21 protein-coding genes are annotated in these 18,263 nt (G+C 21.2%); 12 read left to right on the plus strand and 9 right to left on the minus strand.

Going from position 1 to position 18,263, the window contains the following annotated elements; translation table 4 throughout:
- Nucleotides 1-122: 122 nt before the first annotated feature.
- Entirely contained in the window at nucleotides 123-1,298 is a 1,176-nt protein-coding gene (locus tag AAHM98_RS02515) for an Mbov_0401 family ICE element transposase-like protein (protein WP_342275992.1), read from the minus strand.
- Between the two features lie 95 nt (nucleotides 1,299-1,393).
- On the opposite strand from AAHM98_RS02515, the gene AAHM98_RS02520 reads away from it, so the two are divergent.
- From AAHM98_RS02520 to AAHM98_RS02575, 12 genes are all read left to right on the plus strand, one after another.
- Entirely contained in the window at nucleotides 1,394-1,777 is a 384-nt protein-coding gene (locus AAHM98_RS02520; RefSeq protein WP_342275810.1) for a hypothetical protein, read from the plus strand.
- Between the two features lie 121 nt (nucleotides 1,778-1,898).
- Nucleotides 1,899-2,423: a hypothetical protein gene (locus tag AAHM98_RS02525; RefSeq protein WP_342275991.1), complete on the plus strand. Its 525-nt coding sequence runs from the start codon at nucleotides 1,899-1,901 to the stop codon at nucleotides 2,421-2,423.
- 12 nt (nucleotides 2,424-2,435) lie between these two features.
- On the plus strand, nucleotides 2,436-3,755 hold the full coding sequence (locus AAHM98_RS02530; RefSeq protein ID WP_342276918.1) for a hypothetical protein: 1,320 nt from the start codon (nucleotides 2,436-2,438) through the stop codon (nucleotides 3,753-3,755).
- A gap of 3 nt (nucleotides 3,756-3,758) precedes the next feature.
- Nucleotides 3,759-4,049: a hypothetical protein gene (locus AAHM98_RS02535; RefSeq protein WP_342275923.1), complete on the plus strand. Its 291-nt coding sequence runs from the start codon at nucleotides 3,759-3,761 to the stop codon at nucleotides 4,047-4,049.
- Nucleotides 4,015-4,857 (plus strand): hypothetical protein, encoded by an 843-nt coding sequence (locus AAHM98_RS02540; RefSeq protein ID WP_342275924.1) that lies wholly within the window; start codon nucleotides 4,015-4,017, stop codon nucleotides 4,855-4,857. The genes AAHM98_RS02535 and AAHM98_RS02540 overlap by 35 nt, the downstream gene beginning before the upstream one ends.
- Complete coding sequence (locus tag AAHM98_RS02545) at nucleotides 4,857-5,774, plus strand: hypothetical protein (protein WP_342275746.1); 918 nt, start codon at nucleotides 4,857-4,859, stop codon at nucleotides 5,772-5,774. The genes AAHM98_RS02540 and AAHM98_RS02545 overlap by 1 nt, the downstream gene beginning before the upstream one ends.
- Before the next feature lie 8 nt (nucleotides 5,775-5,782).
- Entirely contained in the window at nucleotides 5,783-6,298 is a 516-nt protein-coding gene (locus tag AAHM98_RS02550; protein ID WP_342276919.1) for a hypothetical protein, read from the plus strand.
- A 6-nt stretch (nucleotides 6,299-6,304) separates the two neighbouring features.
- Nucleotides 6,305-6,646, plus strand: a complete 342-nt coding sequence (locus AAHM98_RS02555) for a hypothetical protein (protein WP_342275916.1) — start codon at nucleotides 6,305-6,307, stop codon at nucleotides 6,644-6,646.
- Between the two features lie 41 nt (nucleotides 6,647-6,687).
- Nucleotides 6,688-8,343 carry a hypothetical protein gene (locus tag AAHM98_RS02560; RefSeq protein WP_342276920.1) on the plus strand — a complete coding sequence of 552 codons (1,656 nt, stop codon included), beginning with the start codon at nucleotides 6,688-6,690 and terminating at the stop codon, nucleotides 8,341-8,343.
- 4 nt (nucleotides 8,344-8,347) lie between these two features.
- Nucleotides 8,348-9,820, plus strand: a complete 1,473-nt coding sequence (locus tag AAHM98_RS02565) for a hypothetical protein (RefSeq protein ID WP_342276921.1) — start codon at nucleotides 8,348-8,350, stop codon at nucleotides 9,818-9,820.
- 1 nt (nucleotide 9,821) lies between these two features.
- Nucleotides 9,822-11,177 carry a hypothetical protein gene (locus AAHM98_RS02570; protein WP_342275751.1) on the plus strand — a complete coding sequence of 452 codons (1,356 nt, stop codon included), beginning with the start codon at nucleotides 9,822-9,824 and terminating at the stop codon, nucleotides 11,175-11,177.
- The gene (locus AAHM98_RS02575) at nucleotides 11,131-14,088 is read left to right on the plus strand and encodes a hypothetical protein (protein WP_342276922.1); all 2,958 of its coding nucleotides are present in this window, start codon (nucleotides 11,131-11,133) and stop codon (nucleotides 14,086-14,088) included. The genes AAHM98_RS02570 and AAHM98_RS02575 overlap by 47 nt, the downstream gene beginning before the upstream one ends.
- A gap of 891 nt (nucleotides 14,089-14,979) precedes the next feature.
- Here AAHM98_RS02575 and AAHM98_RS02580 read toward each other — a convergent pair.
- From AAHM98_RS02580 to AAHM98_RS02615, 8 genes are all read right to left on the minus strand, one after another.
- Nucleotides 14,980-15,411, minus strand: coding sequence for a hypothetical protein (locus AAHM98_RS02580; RefSeq protein ID WP_342276923.1), 432 nt, complete (start codon nucleotides 15,409-15,411; stop codon nucleotides 14,980-14,982).
- Nucleotides 15,412-15,543: 132 nt separating this feature from the next.
- Nucleotides 15,544-15,750 (minus strand): hypothetical protein, encoded by a 207-nt coding sequence (locus AAHM98_RS02585; RefSeq protein WP_342276924.1) that lies wholly within the window; start codon nucleotides 15,748-15,750, stop codon nucleotides 15,544-15,546.
- Nucleotides 15,751-15,753: 3 nt separating this feature from the next.
- Nucleotides 15,754-15,960 carry a hypothetical protein gene (locus AAHM98_RS02590; protein ID WP_342276925.1) on the minus strand — a complete coding sequence of 69 codons (207 nt, stop codon included), beginning with the start codon at nucleotides 15,958-15,960 and terminating at the stop codon, nucleotides 15,754-15,756.
- Nucleotides 15,960-16,496 carry a hypothetical protein gene (locus AAHM98_RS02595; RefSeq protein WP_342276926.1) on the minus strand — a complete coding sequence of 179 codons (537 nt, stop codon included), beginning with the start codon at nucleotides 16,494-16,496 and terminating at the stop codon, nucleotides 15,960-15,962. The genes AAHM98_RS02590 and AAHM98_RS02595 overlap by 1 nt, the downstream gene beginning before the upstream one ends.
- On the minus strand, nucleotides 16,489-17,286 hold the full coding sequence (locus tag AAHM98_RS02600) for a recombinase RecT (protein WP_342276927.1): 798 nt from the start codon (nucleotides 17,284-17,286) through the stop codon (nucleotides 16,489-16,491). The genes AAHM98_RS02595 and AAHM98_RS02600 overlap by 8 nt, the downstream gene beginning before the upstream one ends.
- Nucleotides 17,264-17,926, minus strand: coding sequence for a PD-(D/E)XK nuclease family protein (locus AAHM98_RS02605; RefSeq protein ID WP_342276928.1), 663 nt, complete (start codon nucleotides 17,924-17,926; stop codon nucleotides 17,264-17,266). Before AAHM98_RS02605 ends, AAHM98_RS02600 begins: the two co-directional genes overlap by 23 nt.
- Nucleotides 17,913-18,071, minus strand: a complete 159-nt coding sequence (locus AAHM98_RS02610) for a hypothetical protein (RefSeq protein ID WP_342275895.1) — start codon at nucleotides 18,069-18,071, stop codon at nucleotides 17,913-17,915. Before AAHM98_RS02610 ends, AAHM98_RS02605 begins: the two co-directional genes overlap by 14 nt.
- A 2-nt stretch (nucleotides 18,072-18,073) precedes the next feature.
- Entirely contained in the window at nucleotides 18,074-18,259 is a 186-nt protein-coding gene (locus AAHM98_RS02615) for a hypothetical protein (RefSeq protein WP_342275906.1), read from the minus strand.
- Nucleotides 18,260-18,263 lie beyond the last annotated feature (4 nt).

Consider the following 18,263-nt stretch of genomic DNA (forward strand, 5'->3'; position numbering starts at 1 on the left):
ATTGTTAGTGTAATTATACCATATATTATCATTCTTGTAAACAATAATATCACTTTAATTTTACTATTTTAATCTAAAAATTCCTAACTATTTAGGTAAATATTTATTTAATTTTATATTAACTAAAAACTAATATTTTGTTTATTAAGATATGCTACTCTTGCATTTAACATATTAATAAATGTTTTAGAATTATATGCTTTTGCACCATTTCCTTTTAATGACTTTACTAAATGAAAAACAGTACTTTCAGCATAACAACCAATATTTCAATCTGCTCCTTGATTAATAATACCTTGAGTATTATTTTTAAAATAATTAAATGTTTTTTCATCAACATTATTTTCTAAAATATTAATAAATTGATTATAATTACCGTTTTTAAAAGAAGCAGATGAATCTATATACTTAGTTCAATCAGTAGATTCTTTTTTCTTTCCCCTTTTACCAACAAATGATTTTCAAAGATAACTAAAAGCATGAAATTTATCTAATATATAATAACCACCTAATAATTTAGCCATTGCTCTTATTGATAATGCACCATCACCTGCAATTATTAAATTAAGATTTTGAGATTCTAAATCTTTTAAACTATTTATTTTAATATCATAATTATTATTAATAGTTTCAAAAACAAAATTATATACTTTATCTTGTGACATATTATCATCATTTTTATATAATAAAAATGCTGTTGTTTTATTTAATAATTTATTTCTATTTTTACTAATATTAATTTTATGAGTATAAAGATTAAAAATTTTAATACAATGTTTTTCTATTATTCCATAATCATTTCTTAAAAATTCATAACAATCATCAATATCAATATGAAGTTTTTGATTATCTAATACTTTAATTTTTTCTTTTAAAGGTTGAATAGTAAATTTACTATTTTTTATTATATTACTAATAGTTTGATTTGAAATAGGACAATCGGGTAACATATCTTTAATATCACATTGTCTTTTACCTTTATGTATTTGTTTTAATATAAAATTTAATAAACGATTAGTACAATTTTTATATTTTAGAATTTTAATAAAATTTTTTACTGGACATATATTTTCATTAGTTTCTAAATTTTTATATATTCTTAATGGAAGATAAGATTTTCCAAAAGGATTAATAATTAATTTTTGTCTTCTTTGTATATATTTATATTTATTTTTATCATAAGTTTTAAAATAATTATAATCATAATTTAATAAATCTTGTTCATATTCTTTTATTTTTAAATTTGTATATTTAATATCTAAACTATCATAATCATATTCATTATTAATTAAAGTCATAATATTAATTCCTTTCTTAATTATTAATCTAAAATGATTATATATAAGAATAATAGTAAATGTTATAATATACATAAGGATAAAAGGTGAATAATATGCCAAAACAAAGAAAAGAATTAGGTAATTATAAAGAAAAAATACAAGAATATTTAAGAACAAATAAAGATAATCTTAAAAAATGTACTAAACAAGAATTAAATTATATTTTAAAGGTTGATAATAAATACATATTTGATTGCCGAAGAAGACCGACAAAATGACAAAAAGATTTTATTAACGAATATGATAAAGCATGCCTTAAAATAGGCATTGCACGATTAAAAAATGTAACTAAAGTTGCACAATATGAATGATTATATTTAAGAACAAATCATAGAGATATGTTTGATGATTTAATAGATAATCAAGATGTAGAAACAAATAATAGTAATATAATTATTAATATTACTGAACCAAGAAAAATTGAAAATAATAATTAGAAAATCTATATTTAATATAGATTTTTTCTTTATTTTAAAGGGTAAAAATGATATAATTATTATGAAACATGGCGTGACTATTTGCCTAATAATAGGAATTATTATTAATAAGGAGTTTAAAATGGAAAATTTTAAATGAGATGATAAAGTAGATTATTCTAAACCAGAAAATTTACAAAGATTAGTTAAAGAACATGAAGAATTTATGGAAAATAAAATCTTAAATCCAAAACTACAAGAACAACAAACTAAATTAAAAGAATATGAAACTAAAATTAATAGTTATGAAGAGCAACAATTATTTTCTAATATTAAAGATACTAAAAAAGTAAATTTAATTAAAAATTTAATGAGTACTGATAATTATAAATCTTTATCTAAACAAGAAGCATTTAATAAAATAAATGAAGATTATAAAGAATTTCTTATTGATAAAATATCAGAATCTTTTAAACAAGAAAATAAACCTAATACAAATGATTTTAATCCTAAAACTCTTTTAGATTTACATACAAATAGTATTAATCCAGAAGAATTAGAAAGAAAATTAAATGAAAAAGCAAAAACTACAGGTATTACTGACCCTAACGAATTAGAAAAACTTGTAAATTTAGCAAGAGGAAATGCACTTAAATCTATTAAATAGAAAGAGGATAAAATGGCAATTCCACAAATACCTAAAGCATTTATTATTGGTGGTAATACACCTACTGAAAATGCTGTTTTAAGTGTACTTGAAGCACAAGTTCGTGGTGAATTAACTGCTGAAATAAGTACTTTATTTATGAGAAATACTGTTACTGCTGACCAAATAGCAAATATTAGTGGTGTCGCAATGGCAATATATAGAGCAACAGTTCGTGTATTATGAGGTTCAACATGAGATGAATTTACTGGTACTAAAAGACAAAAAGGAACAGTTAAAACAACAACATTAATTATTGATAAAGAATTAACAATTGATTTTAATATTCCAGAATTTGATATTGAAAGATTTATGACTTCACCAGCAAATGTAGCAACTCAAATTGTTTCAAATTGAACAAGTTCATTTATGAGAAATTTAAGAGAAAATTTTGAATTAATATTTTTACAAGGTACCAAAGATTATGCAATTGCTAAATCATTAGTATTACCTTTAAATTTAAATAATATGACTAAAGAACAAGCATTAAATGCTTATTATATAATTGGAGAAAGAAATAATAAATTAATTAAAAAAGTAGATGATATTACGGTTGGTATTAATAAAGCAGATTTAACTGGTGCTTGTGGTATTGATAGTAGTTTTAATTTGGCAAAAGCATTTACATTATTAAATTATGGTCAAATTGCTGCAAATACTTTAGCAACTGGTAAAAGATATACAAATCAAATTATGGGTATGGAATTTTATGAAAGTTTTTATTTAGAACAAGATTTTATTCATGATACAGTTTCTGGTATGCATTTAGAAAAAGATTATAATTTATTAGATTTATTTGGTGTAGTTTATAACAGATATATGTGAGGTATGCCTATTTCATTTACTAAAGTAAGAAATAAATTAGATAATGCAACAGATAATATTCGTATTATTGGGAAAGCATTATATGCATTACCAAGTGCAATTAGACCAGATTTAATGTATATTATTCAAGAAAAAATGCCAACAATTGATGAAATTAAAACAGCAAGAGCAAAAAATTATAAAACAGACCCAACTAATGTTAATGCTACTTATCAATCAACAGATTATGATAATATGAATATTTTAGATTTACAAAATATAATTTATTATAAAGATTTAGGAAAAATTACTATTGCTAGTGATAATCCTACTAGTGATGAATTAGATATAGCAATAGTAAAAATAGGTAATGTTGGATTTGAACCTAAAAAAGCAACATATACTAATATTACTAATACAAGTGCAACTATGACTGGTGATAATAAAGAATATTATGGAACAGTTAAATTAACATTTACTAAGGCTTAAATTATGGAATTTATATATAAATATTTTAATGATAAATCACATATTATTATAAATTCCCCAAAACCAGAAGATTTAAATAGTTCACAAGATATATTAGCAATATTACTTTATGAATTTCCAACATTAAATCCAAATTATATAAGAGTAAGTAATGTACATGATAATTTTGCTGTATGTGTTGGAGATAATGTTAATTTAAAAGGTAAAGTATTAATTCAAATTAAAAAATCTACTAAATTATTAAAAGGAGAAAATAAACATGCCACAACATGCTGAAACTATACCATTGAGTAACTATACTTTAATAAAATTAATAAGAACAGGTATAAGTCCAATTTTAGCAATGATTGGAACCAGTGCTTATTATGGACAATTAATAGGTAATCCAATATTAGGCTCAATTAATTCTTTATTATTTGGTAAAAAATTAGGTTTAGATATATGAAATTTAAATCAAAGACCTTCTTCTAAAACTAAATTTATTAATAGTAGTAAAAAAATATTATTAGGTTTAGGAACAATTAGTTTAGCAAATTATAGTAAGTTTTTAAATACTGTTATTACACCAATAGAACCTAGTACAACAATTAATCCAATAACAAGTACTATATCTCCTATAACTACTACAAGTACAACATCAACAACTGTTAATCCATTTCCAGATAATTTATTTAATAATAATTCTAATAATTTAATGGATTGAGATACTTATATTTCATTAAATGCTTATGGTATTTCAAATCTTATTAGTGGAATTACTGAATTAATACCTAATAGATTTGAACCAATAAGAAAAATAGCAAATATGGGTACTGGTGGGTGTTTAATTAGTAGTGGTGTAGCAATGGGTATTAATAATGATTTTAATAATGCTTATGCTATTCCTACAATAATAGCGGGTGCTAGTGAAATTATACATAATTTATTACCAATGAAAACAAATCATGATAGAGAAATGCAAGAAACTTCATTTATTGATAATGAAACTCAACCAATAATATCAGATGATAATAATTTTGATTGAGATAACTATGAAACAAGAGATACTATTAATGATTATGACCCTAATATTCAACGTAGTAATAGTTTATTTACTTTATAATGTTACCTTTAATTATTAGATTAATATATTCTGCATTAGCTAGTGATGATATTCGAGTATTAATTGTTAGTTTATTAAAAAATTATAGTAAAGATAATGGATTAAAATCAGTGTTAGATAGTGAAAATGTTTCTATTGAAGAATTAAATCAACCTTATTCAGTTTTTAATCCTAATATTGCTAAAAAATTATTATCTATTTTAAAACCTAATGAATTAACTATTTTAAAAACTGAATTAGATAAATTATTTGTTAATCCAATTAAAAAAGTTAATAATTTATTTAAAGATAATAAAACTAAAGATACTAAAGATTTAAATAATAAAGATGTAAAAGAAACTGATAATAAAGATGATAAAGGTTGAGTAATATTATCTAGTTCATGATTAAAAAAAGGTTTATTTTATAAATCTAATAAATCACTTAAATTAGGATTATTACAAGTTTTAATACAATCTGATACATATAAAAATAAACGTTGATATGGTCCATATACTTATCCTAATGTAAATGAAGAGACTTGAGAATTAATGAAAGTTCAAAAAGGTAAAAATGGTAGTGGTGCTGGAACAATATTTTGAAGATATTTTTTAAGGGGTTTTTTACCTTCACAAATACGTAAATATGTTAAGAAACAACTTAAAGAAGAGAAAGGTATTAGTAAAGGTAAACAACGCTATAATGTGCTTAAATCAACTAATATTAATGTATTAAAAACAACTGCATTTATTAATAGATTAGAACGTGGATTTTTTAAACTTAAAGAATTTAAAACTTTACCAAAAACTGAATTAGGTAGTAGAGCATGAAGAGTAGAAAGAAAAGAATATTTAAATTTTCATAAAACAAGTAGTACTACTAAAAATATAGGTATTTCTATTTATAAAAATAAAAGTAAATATAAAACATGAAAGTAGGTGATTATATGGATATAGATTTAACAAAACCTATTAAACCAATTGGTATATGAAATACTATTAATCCAATATCAAAAGATAATAAAGAATATAAAAAATTAAATAAAATTTGATTTAATAAAAATAGTACTCATATAGATAAAATCAAAATATTAATATCTAATATTTTAAAAATAACTAGTCATATTATTGGTATATTAATAACATTATTTTTTACAATAACACCATGATTACTACCTAAAATACCAATAGAAATGGGAATTGGAAGTTATACAACTCAATATAATTTTACTTGACCTGACCATTTGGTATTAACTTTATTTCCAATGTTTAGTCATATAGGAGTAAATGTTATTACTAAATTAGGTAATTATGGAAAATTAATTAAATATGGATTAATAACAATTCCAATTATTATTACAAGTCCTTATTTAATTTATCAATATCAACAAATTAAAAAACATAAAAAAGAATGTATTTTATGTAAAAATCATTCAAATAAAATTCAAATAGAAAAGGTGTAATAAAAAATGAATTTAACAGTATATTTATTAAGTGGAATTATAGGAGGAGCAGTTACTAGTGGAGTAATTGTGACTATTGTTTTACTATTATTATCAAAATTTATTAAAAAATCAAAACAATCAAATTTAGCAAAAGAATTAAAAAATAATAAAGAATTAGAATTTATTAAAGCAAATATTAAACAAATTAATTCTCAATTACAATTAGAAACTACATCAACTGCTAAATTACTTGATAGTTTTAATGTAGAACAAGAACAAATTGATAATTTTGTAATAGCACAAAAATCTAAAAAGAAAGAATTATCAGAAAAAGATAAAAAGAAAGCAACTAAAATTAAAATTTAAAGGGTTTAAATACCCTTTATTTTTACATTAAGGAGTAAATTATGGCAATTAAAGACCCAATATTATTTATTACAGTTGAAGAATTTAAATTATCAAAATATTTTAATGAATTATTATTTGATAAAGTAACTACTCCAGATAATGAAATTTGATTTGCAATATCTGTAGCTAGTAGTAATATTGATTATTTAAGTGGTTTTACTATTAGTAAAAAATGACCAGAAATAACACCAACAGATTTTACAGATAATGTTCAAACAGCAACTACTAATTATGTTAGATTTTTATTAACTAAAGATGTAGATTATTTACGTGGTCAAGGTTCAATTAGTCAAGGTGGATTAACTTATAGTGAAACTAATCCAGATGACCCTTATTTTATCCCACCCGAAGTATTTAATTATTTAAGAAAAATTAAAGAATATCCAAATATTAAAGGTTTTAATTTAAAAGGAATAGAACCACAAAAAAATAATTATTTTAATAAATTTATTTCAAATTGTGGAGAAGATAGTCCATTAAATGCATATATACCATATACTAATATAAAATCATTAGATATTAGAACTAAAATTACTATTACTAATACACAAAATATGTTAAGACCAGTTGTTAATATTGATACTAGAGGTATTAATACAAGTACTACAGTACCTGAATTTAAAAGTCCAAAAAAAACTATTAATATTAAATATGATAAAGAAACTCATATAGTTAATAGTGATGTTAGTGATAAAGTAATTTATTTTGATGACCTTGATGATAAAAAAAATGCTATTGAAATTTTAAAACATACTTTAGTACCTAATTTTATATATAAATGAGTTGCTTATAAAAATTTTAATCCGTTTACAGAAGATTACTCAAGTTATTTAAATGGAACTTTAATTCCAAAAAAATATGCAGATGATAAATTATTATTAAAACAAGATAAATTAATTGCAGGTACTAATATAACTATTAAAGATAATATTATTAGTGCTACTGGTGGTAGTGAACCACCAGATTTAACTGATTATTATAAAAAAGAAGAAACTAATAATTTATTAGATAAAAAAGAAAGTATTGAAAATCATAATAATGATATAAAATCAGTAGAATTAAAAATTAGTCAACTTCATACTGAAGTAACTAATAATATGAATATTATAGTTTTAAAACAAAATATTAAAGATGATAATTTACAAACTACTGATAAAACTATTACTGGTGCTATTAATGAATTAAATAAAAGAACTAAACCTTTAAAACTTAAATCAAGTAGTTTAGAAACTAATGAAATAGAAGAAAATTATTGAGATATTGAATTTAAAAATAATCCAAATCCTACTCCGAGAATTCCAAAATGAAAAAAAGTAGGAAAATTAATAAAAAATAACACACAAATAGAATATGAATTAAAACCTAATAAAAAATATAAATTAACTTATAATAATGTAAGTAATCTTGAACCTTATTATAGTTATGCTCCAAAATTAGAAATTATATTTACACCACAATTATTACCAGACCAAGTACCACTTACTCCAAAAATATGTCATCTTTTTGGAAGTGTTAAAGGAAATTATGGAATTACTGGTGCAATTTATTTAAATAGTATTCCAGTTGGTACACGAGAAAGAAAAATTGTTTGTGTTACTATAATTGATTTATATAATTCATCTGGTTTATATTTACTAGAAGAATTACAGGAATAATATTATGAATAAAGAATTTACTTATTTAAATGAAATTAGTTATTGATTATTAAATAAAAGTGATTTTACTCATAGTGAATATAATCTTAGTGGTAGTAGATATTCTAGTAAAACATATAGTATAGCAGAAGAATTAGCAATATTAATAGTTATATCAATTAAAGTACAAAAATCAATTGCTATTTATGCATTTAGAAAATTAAATAAAGATATTAATGATTTAGTAAAAGAAATATATAATGCTTTAATAATAATTGGATTGAATGATTATAAAGACTTTACTTTAAAATACCCTAATAAGCAAGCAGACTTTCGTTTTAAAGGTTTTAAATCATTTATTAGGGTAATGGGTGTATATAGTAATTCAAATGATAGAATACCTTTAAAAGGTCTTTCTCGTAGTGAAATAAAAGGTTTTGATTTAGCAATTGAATGATGTGAAGAAGCAAATGAATTTAGTCAACAAGAATTTCAAGCAATAACATTTGCATTAGGTAATGCTAAAAAAAGAATAAAAATAAAAAGTTGTAATCCAGATAATATTTATCAATATTATATTGAATATATGAATAAAATTGTACCTTTTAATTTAGAAATAATGAAAGAAAAAAATGAACAAATTAAATCAATATTTGATAATAATATTTTTAAATTATTTCATTATAGTAATTGAAAAGTAAATGCTCATAATCTTACATTAGATATGATTAATGATTTAGAAGAATTAAAAGTATTAGATCCAATTAAAGCACAAAGTTGATATTATGGTGTACCAAGTATTTTACAAGGTGCTATTTTTGCTAGATATTTAGATAAAGTTAATACTAAATTAGATTTTCAAGTACAAAGATTAACTGGTGGTTTAGATATAGGTATGGCAACAAGTCCAAGTGGTCATCCTACATCTGCTTCATTATGATTTATTGGTGAAAATGATAATGGTAGAAGAGCACATAAAGAAAGTGAATTTTATCATAGTAATGTTACTATGCAATATAAAGATACTGATACTTTAGCAAATGATATTATTAATTATTATATTAATGAAAGTAAACGTTATATAGCAATGTTATTTGGTTTTACTTGTTATGTTGATTATGGTAATGGTGGGTTAGTATTTATTGATGTTTTAAAAAGTTGAGTTAAAAAACGTAATATAACATGATTAAAATTTATAGCAGTAGATAAATCAACTTTATATTTAAATGATAGAATTGATTTTACAACAATTTGTATGCTTAAAAATATTATTAGTTTTAATTGAGAAAGATGTCCAGAAACTAAAAGACAATATAGTTTAATGCAATGATTAGATAAAAAGAAATTAGATACTAATAATAATACTCCGAAAATGTTAGATTTACATGATGATACTTGAGATAGTGATATGTATGCATTAATGCATGAAATGAAATGATTAATTAATGGTATTAATAATAAATTATTAATTAATAAAAATAATTTTGGTGGTGATTAATATGATAAATACAATGGAATATTTAAGTTGTGATAAAAAAGATTGATATATTGATATACCAATGATTATTGCTCAAAAATCAACTAAATTATGATTAGGTAAAGGATTTTTATTTAATTCAAGTAAAAAAGAAATATTAGATTATCTTAATGAAATGAATTTAAAAGATAAATGATTAGAAAAATTTTATAAATTTGGTTTACAAAATTCACTAATGGGTAAAGTATTTATTATGATTATAGTTAATGAAGATAATAGTAAATCCCTTAAAATATTACCTAATAGTTTTTGTGGTAGAGTTGCTAAATATAATGAACAAGAACAATCAGCAGAATTTTATTTTATTAATGAACAAGCAGATAGTGCTACTTTAACTTGAGTAACAATACAAAATGGAAAAGTTAAATATGAAACATATAAAGATAATAATAAAGATATTATTTTAGGTTCTACAAGAACTAAATTAAAACCAAATATAACACCATTAAATACTTATGAAATTAAAAATCCATTTAATTATATTCCTATTTTTGAAATAACTAATTTACCAATTATTAATTTATATGGTAATACAACTACTTTAAATGCATATCCAGATTGTACAGCAGTATGAGATTTAATATGAGATTTAAATCAAGTTATTAAGAAAAAAAGATTAGAAAGAGAATTTAATGTTACTACTTTATTTGCTGTATTAGATAATGAAACAGTTAAAGAAATGCAAGAAAATGGTAATATTATTGAAAATCCTAAAAAAGATATGATAGTTAATGTTGGTAGTGCTGGATATGATAAAAATGGTAATGGTAGTATGCAAATTATACAAGGTGACCCAAAATTTAGTGAATATTGATTAGATTATAATGGTACTGCTAAAGCAATATTTAATGGTTCTGGTTATGATTATGATGAACATGGTAATGATGTTTATACTAATAAAACACAAAGTATGTTTAATAATAAATTTGATATGGAAACAACAGAAATTAAAATAGCATTTTATAGTGCTTATTTTTATCGTATATTTGATTTACTTCTTATTAGTGAAAATTTATGAAATGGTATTGGTGAAAGACCTTATTCATTTAAATTTATACCTATAGCAATGACTGACCAAATAGTACAAGACCAAATTATTAATTCAAGATTAAATAATGGTACTATGACAGTAAGTGAAGCAATTGGTGAATATGATAATATTGACCAACTTATGGCAGAAAATAAATTTGAAAATATTATTACAGAAAATAAAAAATTAAATAAAGAATTAGGAGATAGTGAAAATGAGCAATCATCAACGAATTCAATTAATGAAACACGCACATCTAAATCTAAAGAGACAACAAGCAATAATTAAACGTTTAAGTCATTGAAAAATATTTCCATTTATAATTAATAATGGAGCAATACCTTTAACTGAAACTGGTTATAAACCTATTAATAGTAAAATTAGTGATTTTGGTCAATATGAATTAATACTTTCTGGTAATACTCCAGTTGTATGTATTTGAAAAAATAGTACTAAAATCTATCAAAAAAATAAAGGTATAACAGACCCAACTACTCATAAAACTACTGGACAAGACCAATATTATACTAAACAATATAAAATTGGTGATTATTGAAATGCTTATTTAATTGATGATACAAGTGGTGTAGATTTTGGTGGTTTACCTAATAATCAATTATTTAAAACAATTTCTACAACAAGACAATATATATTAGTTATGTTTGAAGAACAAATTACAGTAGATGATTATTTACAATTTTTTTGTGTATTTAATGATAAAAATGAAAATATTGGTGGTAATACTGGTAAAAATCAAGATAGACAATTATTATATATTTCAAATGTAACTAATTATTATAGTCCTTATAATGGTGAATTTAGTATGCAGGTATTAACTTTTAGTTCAGTTAATGATAGAGCAGTAGCAAGTGGTCAAAATACGCTTGATTATGTACAATATGCAAGTCCAGGTAGTGGTTATGCTTTCCCTACTATTCAAAATAGTTTAGTAACGTTAAATCGTACTTTAATGCGTGATATTGGAGTTAGATATAGTCATAGACAATCTTATGGTTTAGAATTATTATCTAGTTGTTATTATTATGGTAGACCTATAATACAAGGTCAAGCACCTAATCAAATTAATAATAATGAAATATTTGAACAAAAAGTATTTGCTTCAAGAAGATTATTTATTGCTGGTAATAATGACCATTCAAGTACATCAGTTAAAAATAATGGTGGTTTATTAGCAGGTATTAATGATAAAATAACTACTAATAGTCATCCAGAAACTACATTTTATAATTTAATGGATGTAAAACCTACTGGATATCTTAATTTTAAAAATTGAAAAGAATGATTATCAACTAGTTTAAATTTACAAGCAAATTTATTTGTTACAAAAGATTTTAAAGGTATGTTAGCATTTGATAAAACAAAAGCAACTAATAGTAATGGTACAGCAATTGGAGAAGCTAAATTCTTTTGAGATAGTGAATGAAATATTAATAATATCTCTGGTAATTATAATGTAGATATGTCTAGTAATTTTAAATATAAAGACCCAGATACTAATTTAATTATTGGTTCACCAACTGTAGATTATTCAAAAATAAGTCAAAAATATATGAGTGCTATATTAAATTTTAATTCAGTAGTATTTAGTAGTTTAATACAAATGCCTTATGATAGTGTACAATGATTACCTTTTGCTTTAAGTGATATACCATTAATTGGTAAATTATTAAATGTTTTAAGTTTAGGTATTCCAATTGGTTTTATTATTAATCAAAATAATCAACAATATAAAAAAATGTTATATTTTAATGGTTTCATGTCAGCATTTTTTACAAATAATTTAGAAAATATTATTGGTAATGGTGGTTTAATTCCATTAAATGCTTTTGCTAATGAAAATGCTTTTGCTATTGGTAAATTATTAGGTGCTAATGTTTCTACAACTGCTATGACTATGAAATTAACTGATAGAATATCAGTATATCCATGAGACCCTAAAACTGGTCATAAATTAAAAACAAAAGAACAAATAAGTACAGTTGATTTATCACAAAAGAAAAATAATAAAGTTTATATTTTAGCAGAAGATACTGAATTTTTAGATATAGCAAGTCCATTAACTAACTTAGACACAGAAATGCAATGAAATCCAACAAGTAATGGTGTTAGTGATGGTTCTAATTATGCATACATTATTGATACAATTGTAACTCAATCATTACATCAAGGTGAAGAAAGACATACATTTTATAGTGATAATCCATTTACTTATCAAGGTGATTATAATGAACTTTCAATAGCACAATTTAGATATAAAAATAAAGGAGCATTAACTAGTAATGCTTTTAATTGAACTACTTTATATAAATTAAATCATGATGAATATAAAGAAACTGAAGAAACTACATTTAGTTATCCAGCAAATATCTTACCACCAAGTCCACAAAATATAGCAAAACAAATAGTTATTATTCCAAGTAATCCAACTATAAAAATGGATTTACCATTAGAAAGTTTATTTAGTATAGGTAATGATAATAAGTTACAATATTCACCTTATAATTGAAATGATTATGTAGCACCAAAAATTAAACCCTTAGAAATTGATTTAGATATTCAATCTAAATTAGACCCTACATTATTAATAAAGAATTTTGAAGACTTACAAAGATATTACAAAAGTATTGATATTTATATTTCTTGAAATTATAAAACAAATGAATATAAAAGTAAAAAAGCAGACTTTTTAAATACAACAGAAAAATTTATTTTAAAGAATAATACAGAAATGTTTTCATATAGTTTAAAAGAATTACAGTATTATAGTGAGAATAAAACATTTGATATTAAAATAAGTAATATAATACATCCTTATCAAGCAGGAAATTATGAAGAATATTTTGGATTAGCAACTATTAGTAAAAAGGTTAATAATACTAATCAATTATATAATTTATTAGAAAATATTTCCATAACAACAATAACTGCTAGTAACGAACCAAACCCAAATCTAAATAAATATAGTATTAGCGATAATACGACTACATATTTAGGATTTAAAAATTTAGATAATAGTAGATTAAACTTTAAAGTGCAATTATTTCCAATTTATTTATATGCTACTTTTCATGAATATTATCAAGCACCACTACCAGAAGATTATAAAGAACAGTGAATAATAAGACAATTAGAAAATTATACATTGACAATATCTAAAATAGTATTAAATCCCAGATAAATTTATTTTTTGTTATAATAAAAAATAAACACTAAGTGTTTTAAAAAAGGAGGAAGTTATACATGAAGAAATTTTTATATTTTATTAAAAAAAAAATATAGTTTATTATCAAATAGATAATAATACCAAAATTAAATTTAATAAAAAAAATAAAAAATGAATTTCTATTATTTACAAAAAAGGATTAAAACATATAAAATTTAATATATTGATAAATGAATTAAATTTTGATTTAATAAAAAATCCAGATAAAAGTTTAGGTTATTTTTTTCTTAAAAGTAAAAAAATTAAACAAAATTGAATAAGAATAAAGTTAGAAAATAATAATTTATTATTTGAAATAGATCCTAAATTTGATATTACCCCTTTATTTTCGTCATTAACAAAAAAAATTACCATAAATTATGATAACTTTTTTAACACGATTAATAAAATTAAAAAGTTATAACCCCACAATCTTAAATATTAATGTATAATTTATTATAATACTTATCAAGGGTTATAAGAGAAAGATAAGTATATAATTTCACTGTTATATTATTAGGTTGGCACCTAATTAAAAAGTTACCTTAATTGGTAACTTTTTTTTAATCTTTAGCATGATATGGTATATATTTTTTATATATGTTAATATTTAAACATACTAGTTAATTAGATACTATGTTAATTCAAAAATTACATAGAATAAATATTATTTGTTTTTCATTTTGTGGACAAGCATGTTGAACCTCATAATACACGTACTGTTGCTCTATATAATGATGGTCTTTCATATATATAACATCACTAATATTTATATAACTAGCGTAGCGAAAGCAATATCCATATTTGTATCTAGATATGGTCTATATATTTTAATTAAAAAACACTTATTTTTAATTAAGTGTTTTTTTATATAGAATATTTTTCAATTAAGTAATTATCAACATTATTGTCATTTATTAAATTTATATTATTTTCAGTAAAAAATAATTTTTTAAATTTTTCTTCTATTTCTTTTCTTAAATCTTCTGAAAGTCTAGCATATTTATAACTATTTTCATTATATTCAAGTGCAGGCTTTATTATTTTATTTATATGTATTCTTTGAATATTATTTAATTTAGCACGATTTTCTTTTTTATTTAATAAAAATTTAACATCACTTCAATGTTCTTTTTCGATTTTAGTTGTCAATGGTATTATTATTGCATTATTCCCTATAATATATAAAACTATAATAGGACGTGGTTTTCATTTGTTACTATCAATATAATGAATATTAGCAATATAAATACTTCATTTATATATTATTAATTTATTTTTTATACTATTATTAATCATATAGCGCTCAATTCTATAATAACTTTATTATTATTTAATTATAACTCATAAAAACAAAAAAGATAAGTAGAATTGAGCAATACTTATCTTTATACTAATTATATCATATTTTCTATATTAAATATAGATAATTTAATTATTATCTCATTCAATATTTTTATAATCATTTAATAATTCAATATAATTATCAATATCATTTTTTACAAAATCAAATTTTTCTTCATCATATTCATCTTCATATTCATGTTTTAAAACTAAATTAGCTTTACCAACATAATGTAATTTAATATCTACTCCTTTATCTATTTTTCATTTAATTAAAAATTCACGTTTAGTCATTATTTACTCCTTATTTTTAATTTTCTTTTCATAATATTCTTTTATTTCTTTTACTTTATTATTAAAATCTAATTGATGTTTTTTACACATTTTAAAAAATTGAAGAAAAGTATTTTCTAAATCTGTAGATTGTAATTTAATTAATACTTTTTTATTACAATCTTTAACAATACATTTTAATAATACTTTTTCTTGTTTTGGTTTTTGCATTATTTAACTTCCTTATTCAAATAATATCAACCAATTAATAAACTTTCTGCTTCATCATGATTTAATATTGTTATATTTCAATTTTGTTGTCTAATTAAATCTCTAACTATATATAATGATTTTTCTTTATTTCATTTTTTATCTTTAAATAAATCATCTTCATCATATCTTAATTCTTTTAAATATCATTTTCTTCATTCACTACTACTAATTAACATATCTTTTGTTAATAATTTATTAAATTGTCCAGCAATAAAACCACGTAAATGGTCTAAAGTTTCTTTACCACGACCAAATTTTGGATTAAAAATACCACGTTCAATTACTAAATATAAACTATAATCTGTTTTATCATCAATTACACCTAAATTATTAGTTTGACATTGTAGAAAAACCATATTAATAAAATCAGTAAAATAATGATAATCTTTTTTAGAAAAATTAAGACTAGTTATTAATATTGGTATTTTATTTTCTCATAATGTAAACCCAGTATTTTTCATACTTGGATCTATTGAAAGTAAATAATTATTCATTACTAAATACTACCTTATCTAAATTATCAATATTATTTTGTATTTGTTCATAATTAATATTTATTTCTTCTTTTGATTCTTCAATTTCTTTTAATTTAATTTCTTTATTATCATTATTTGGATTATCAACATACATTATATTTTCATTATCTAATACTATTGCTTGATCAATTTGCATTGCTCTATCAACAATATTTTGATTTTCTAATTTAATACTAGGGTCTTTATTAATATCTCTAATAATTGCTTTAATAACTGTTTTAAGTGCCATAGCATTAAAACTAGTATTTCATGGACTATTACCATTTGCTTTACTATATTTTTTTCTATGTTCTTCACATTCTTGTTTAGTCATACCTTTAATAAATCTAATTGGTTTATCTAAATAATTTTTAATCAAAATCATACCATAATAACCAATTATTATTTTATTTTCAAATATTTTACTAGGTTCTAATTCTCAACGTTGAGTTTCTTTATTAAAAATATGTTTATCAGTAATAATTTCTCGTTGAAAATCAATAACACAATTTGAACGTTGTAATAAAGTTAAAAAACCATCTTCTTGAATTTGTACTTGTAATTCATTTCCATAAGGAATTAAAGCAATTTCTTTTTTAATTGGATTATTTGAAAGATCTAATTCAAATATAGTTGCTAAAGTATTAATCACTGATTGTGGATTTAAAGTAGATAATTTTTTATCATTTAATTTTGTTAATTCATAATAGTTAGTAAATTGTTGTATTTTTGATTTATTTATATTTTTAGGTAAAGTTAAATTTGCCATGTTTATCTTCCTTTCAAAGTGCAATTGCCATTTCTCATTCATGTAATTTTTCTTTAGTTATTTCTACTAATATTTTTTCTACTTTATCTTTTTGAATTCAATAAATATAATGTATATTTGATAAATTAAAACCATTATTTTTTAATATTCAATAATAAGCAGTTAATTGTAATATTGATTTTTCTTTATTTTCTTTATACATATTTGATAATGTTTTAAAATCAATTATTGTATATAAATTATTTTCTTCATAAATTAAATCAGGTGTTCCAGCAACAATATCATAAGTAAATACTTGTTCACATATATATTTAGTATTTACTTTAAATTCTTGTAAATTATTTAATAAATTTTCACAATATTGTAAATAATTTTTATTAAATAAATGTTGAATATTATTTAATAATTTATCTTTTATATTATTAATATTTATATTTTTAAAATATAATTCTGCTACTTTATGAACAGTTTCTCCTCTTAATCTAGCATTTTCTAATCTATCAAAAGGTATATTTTCATAAGGATTTTTATCTTCATATAAATAATATTGAATAATTTTAGAAACTGAAATTAATTCTTTATTTTTAATAAAATATTGATGTGTATCTTTTTTAAAAATTAAATTATTATTCAATTGCATTTTTAATTAAATTCCTTACAAATTTATTAATTGTAATATCTTTTTCTACACAAATTATTTTTAATTTATAATAATCAGTTTTATTAACTCAAATATGAATTTGTTTAATAATTAAATCTTCTTGATTTTTCTTATGTGCTGGCATTATTATTCAACTCCTTTAATATCTAATTCCATTACTAATATTTCATAATGTTCAATATAAGCATTTTCTAATATATGATGTTTATAATTTTTATGAAAATTAATAGCATTTTCAATTGTAGAAAATATTTTTTGTTTTCTTTTATTAGTATAATTTACTTTATATTTTAATAAATAATTATATTGCATATTA

The sequence above is a fragment of the Spiroplasma endosymbiont of Nebria brevicollis genome (assembly GCF_964030895.1).
GTDB lineage: Bacteria > Bacillota_I > Bacilli_A > Mycoplasmatales > VBWQ01 > Spiroplasma_E.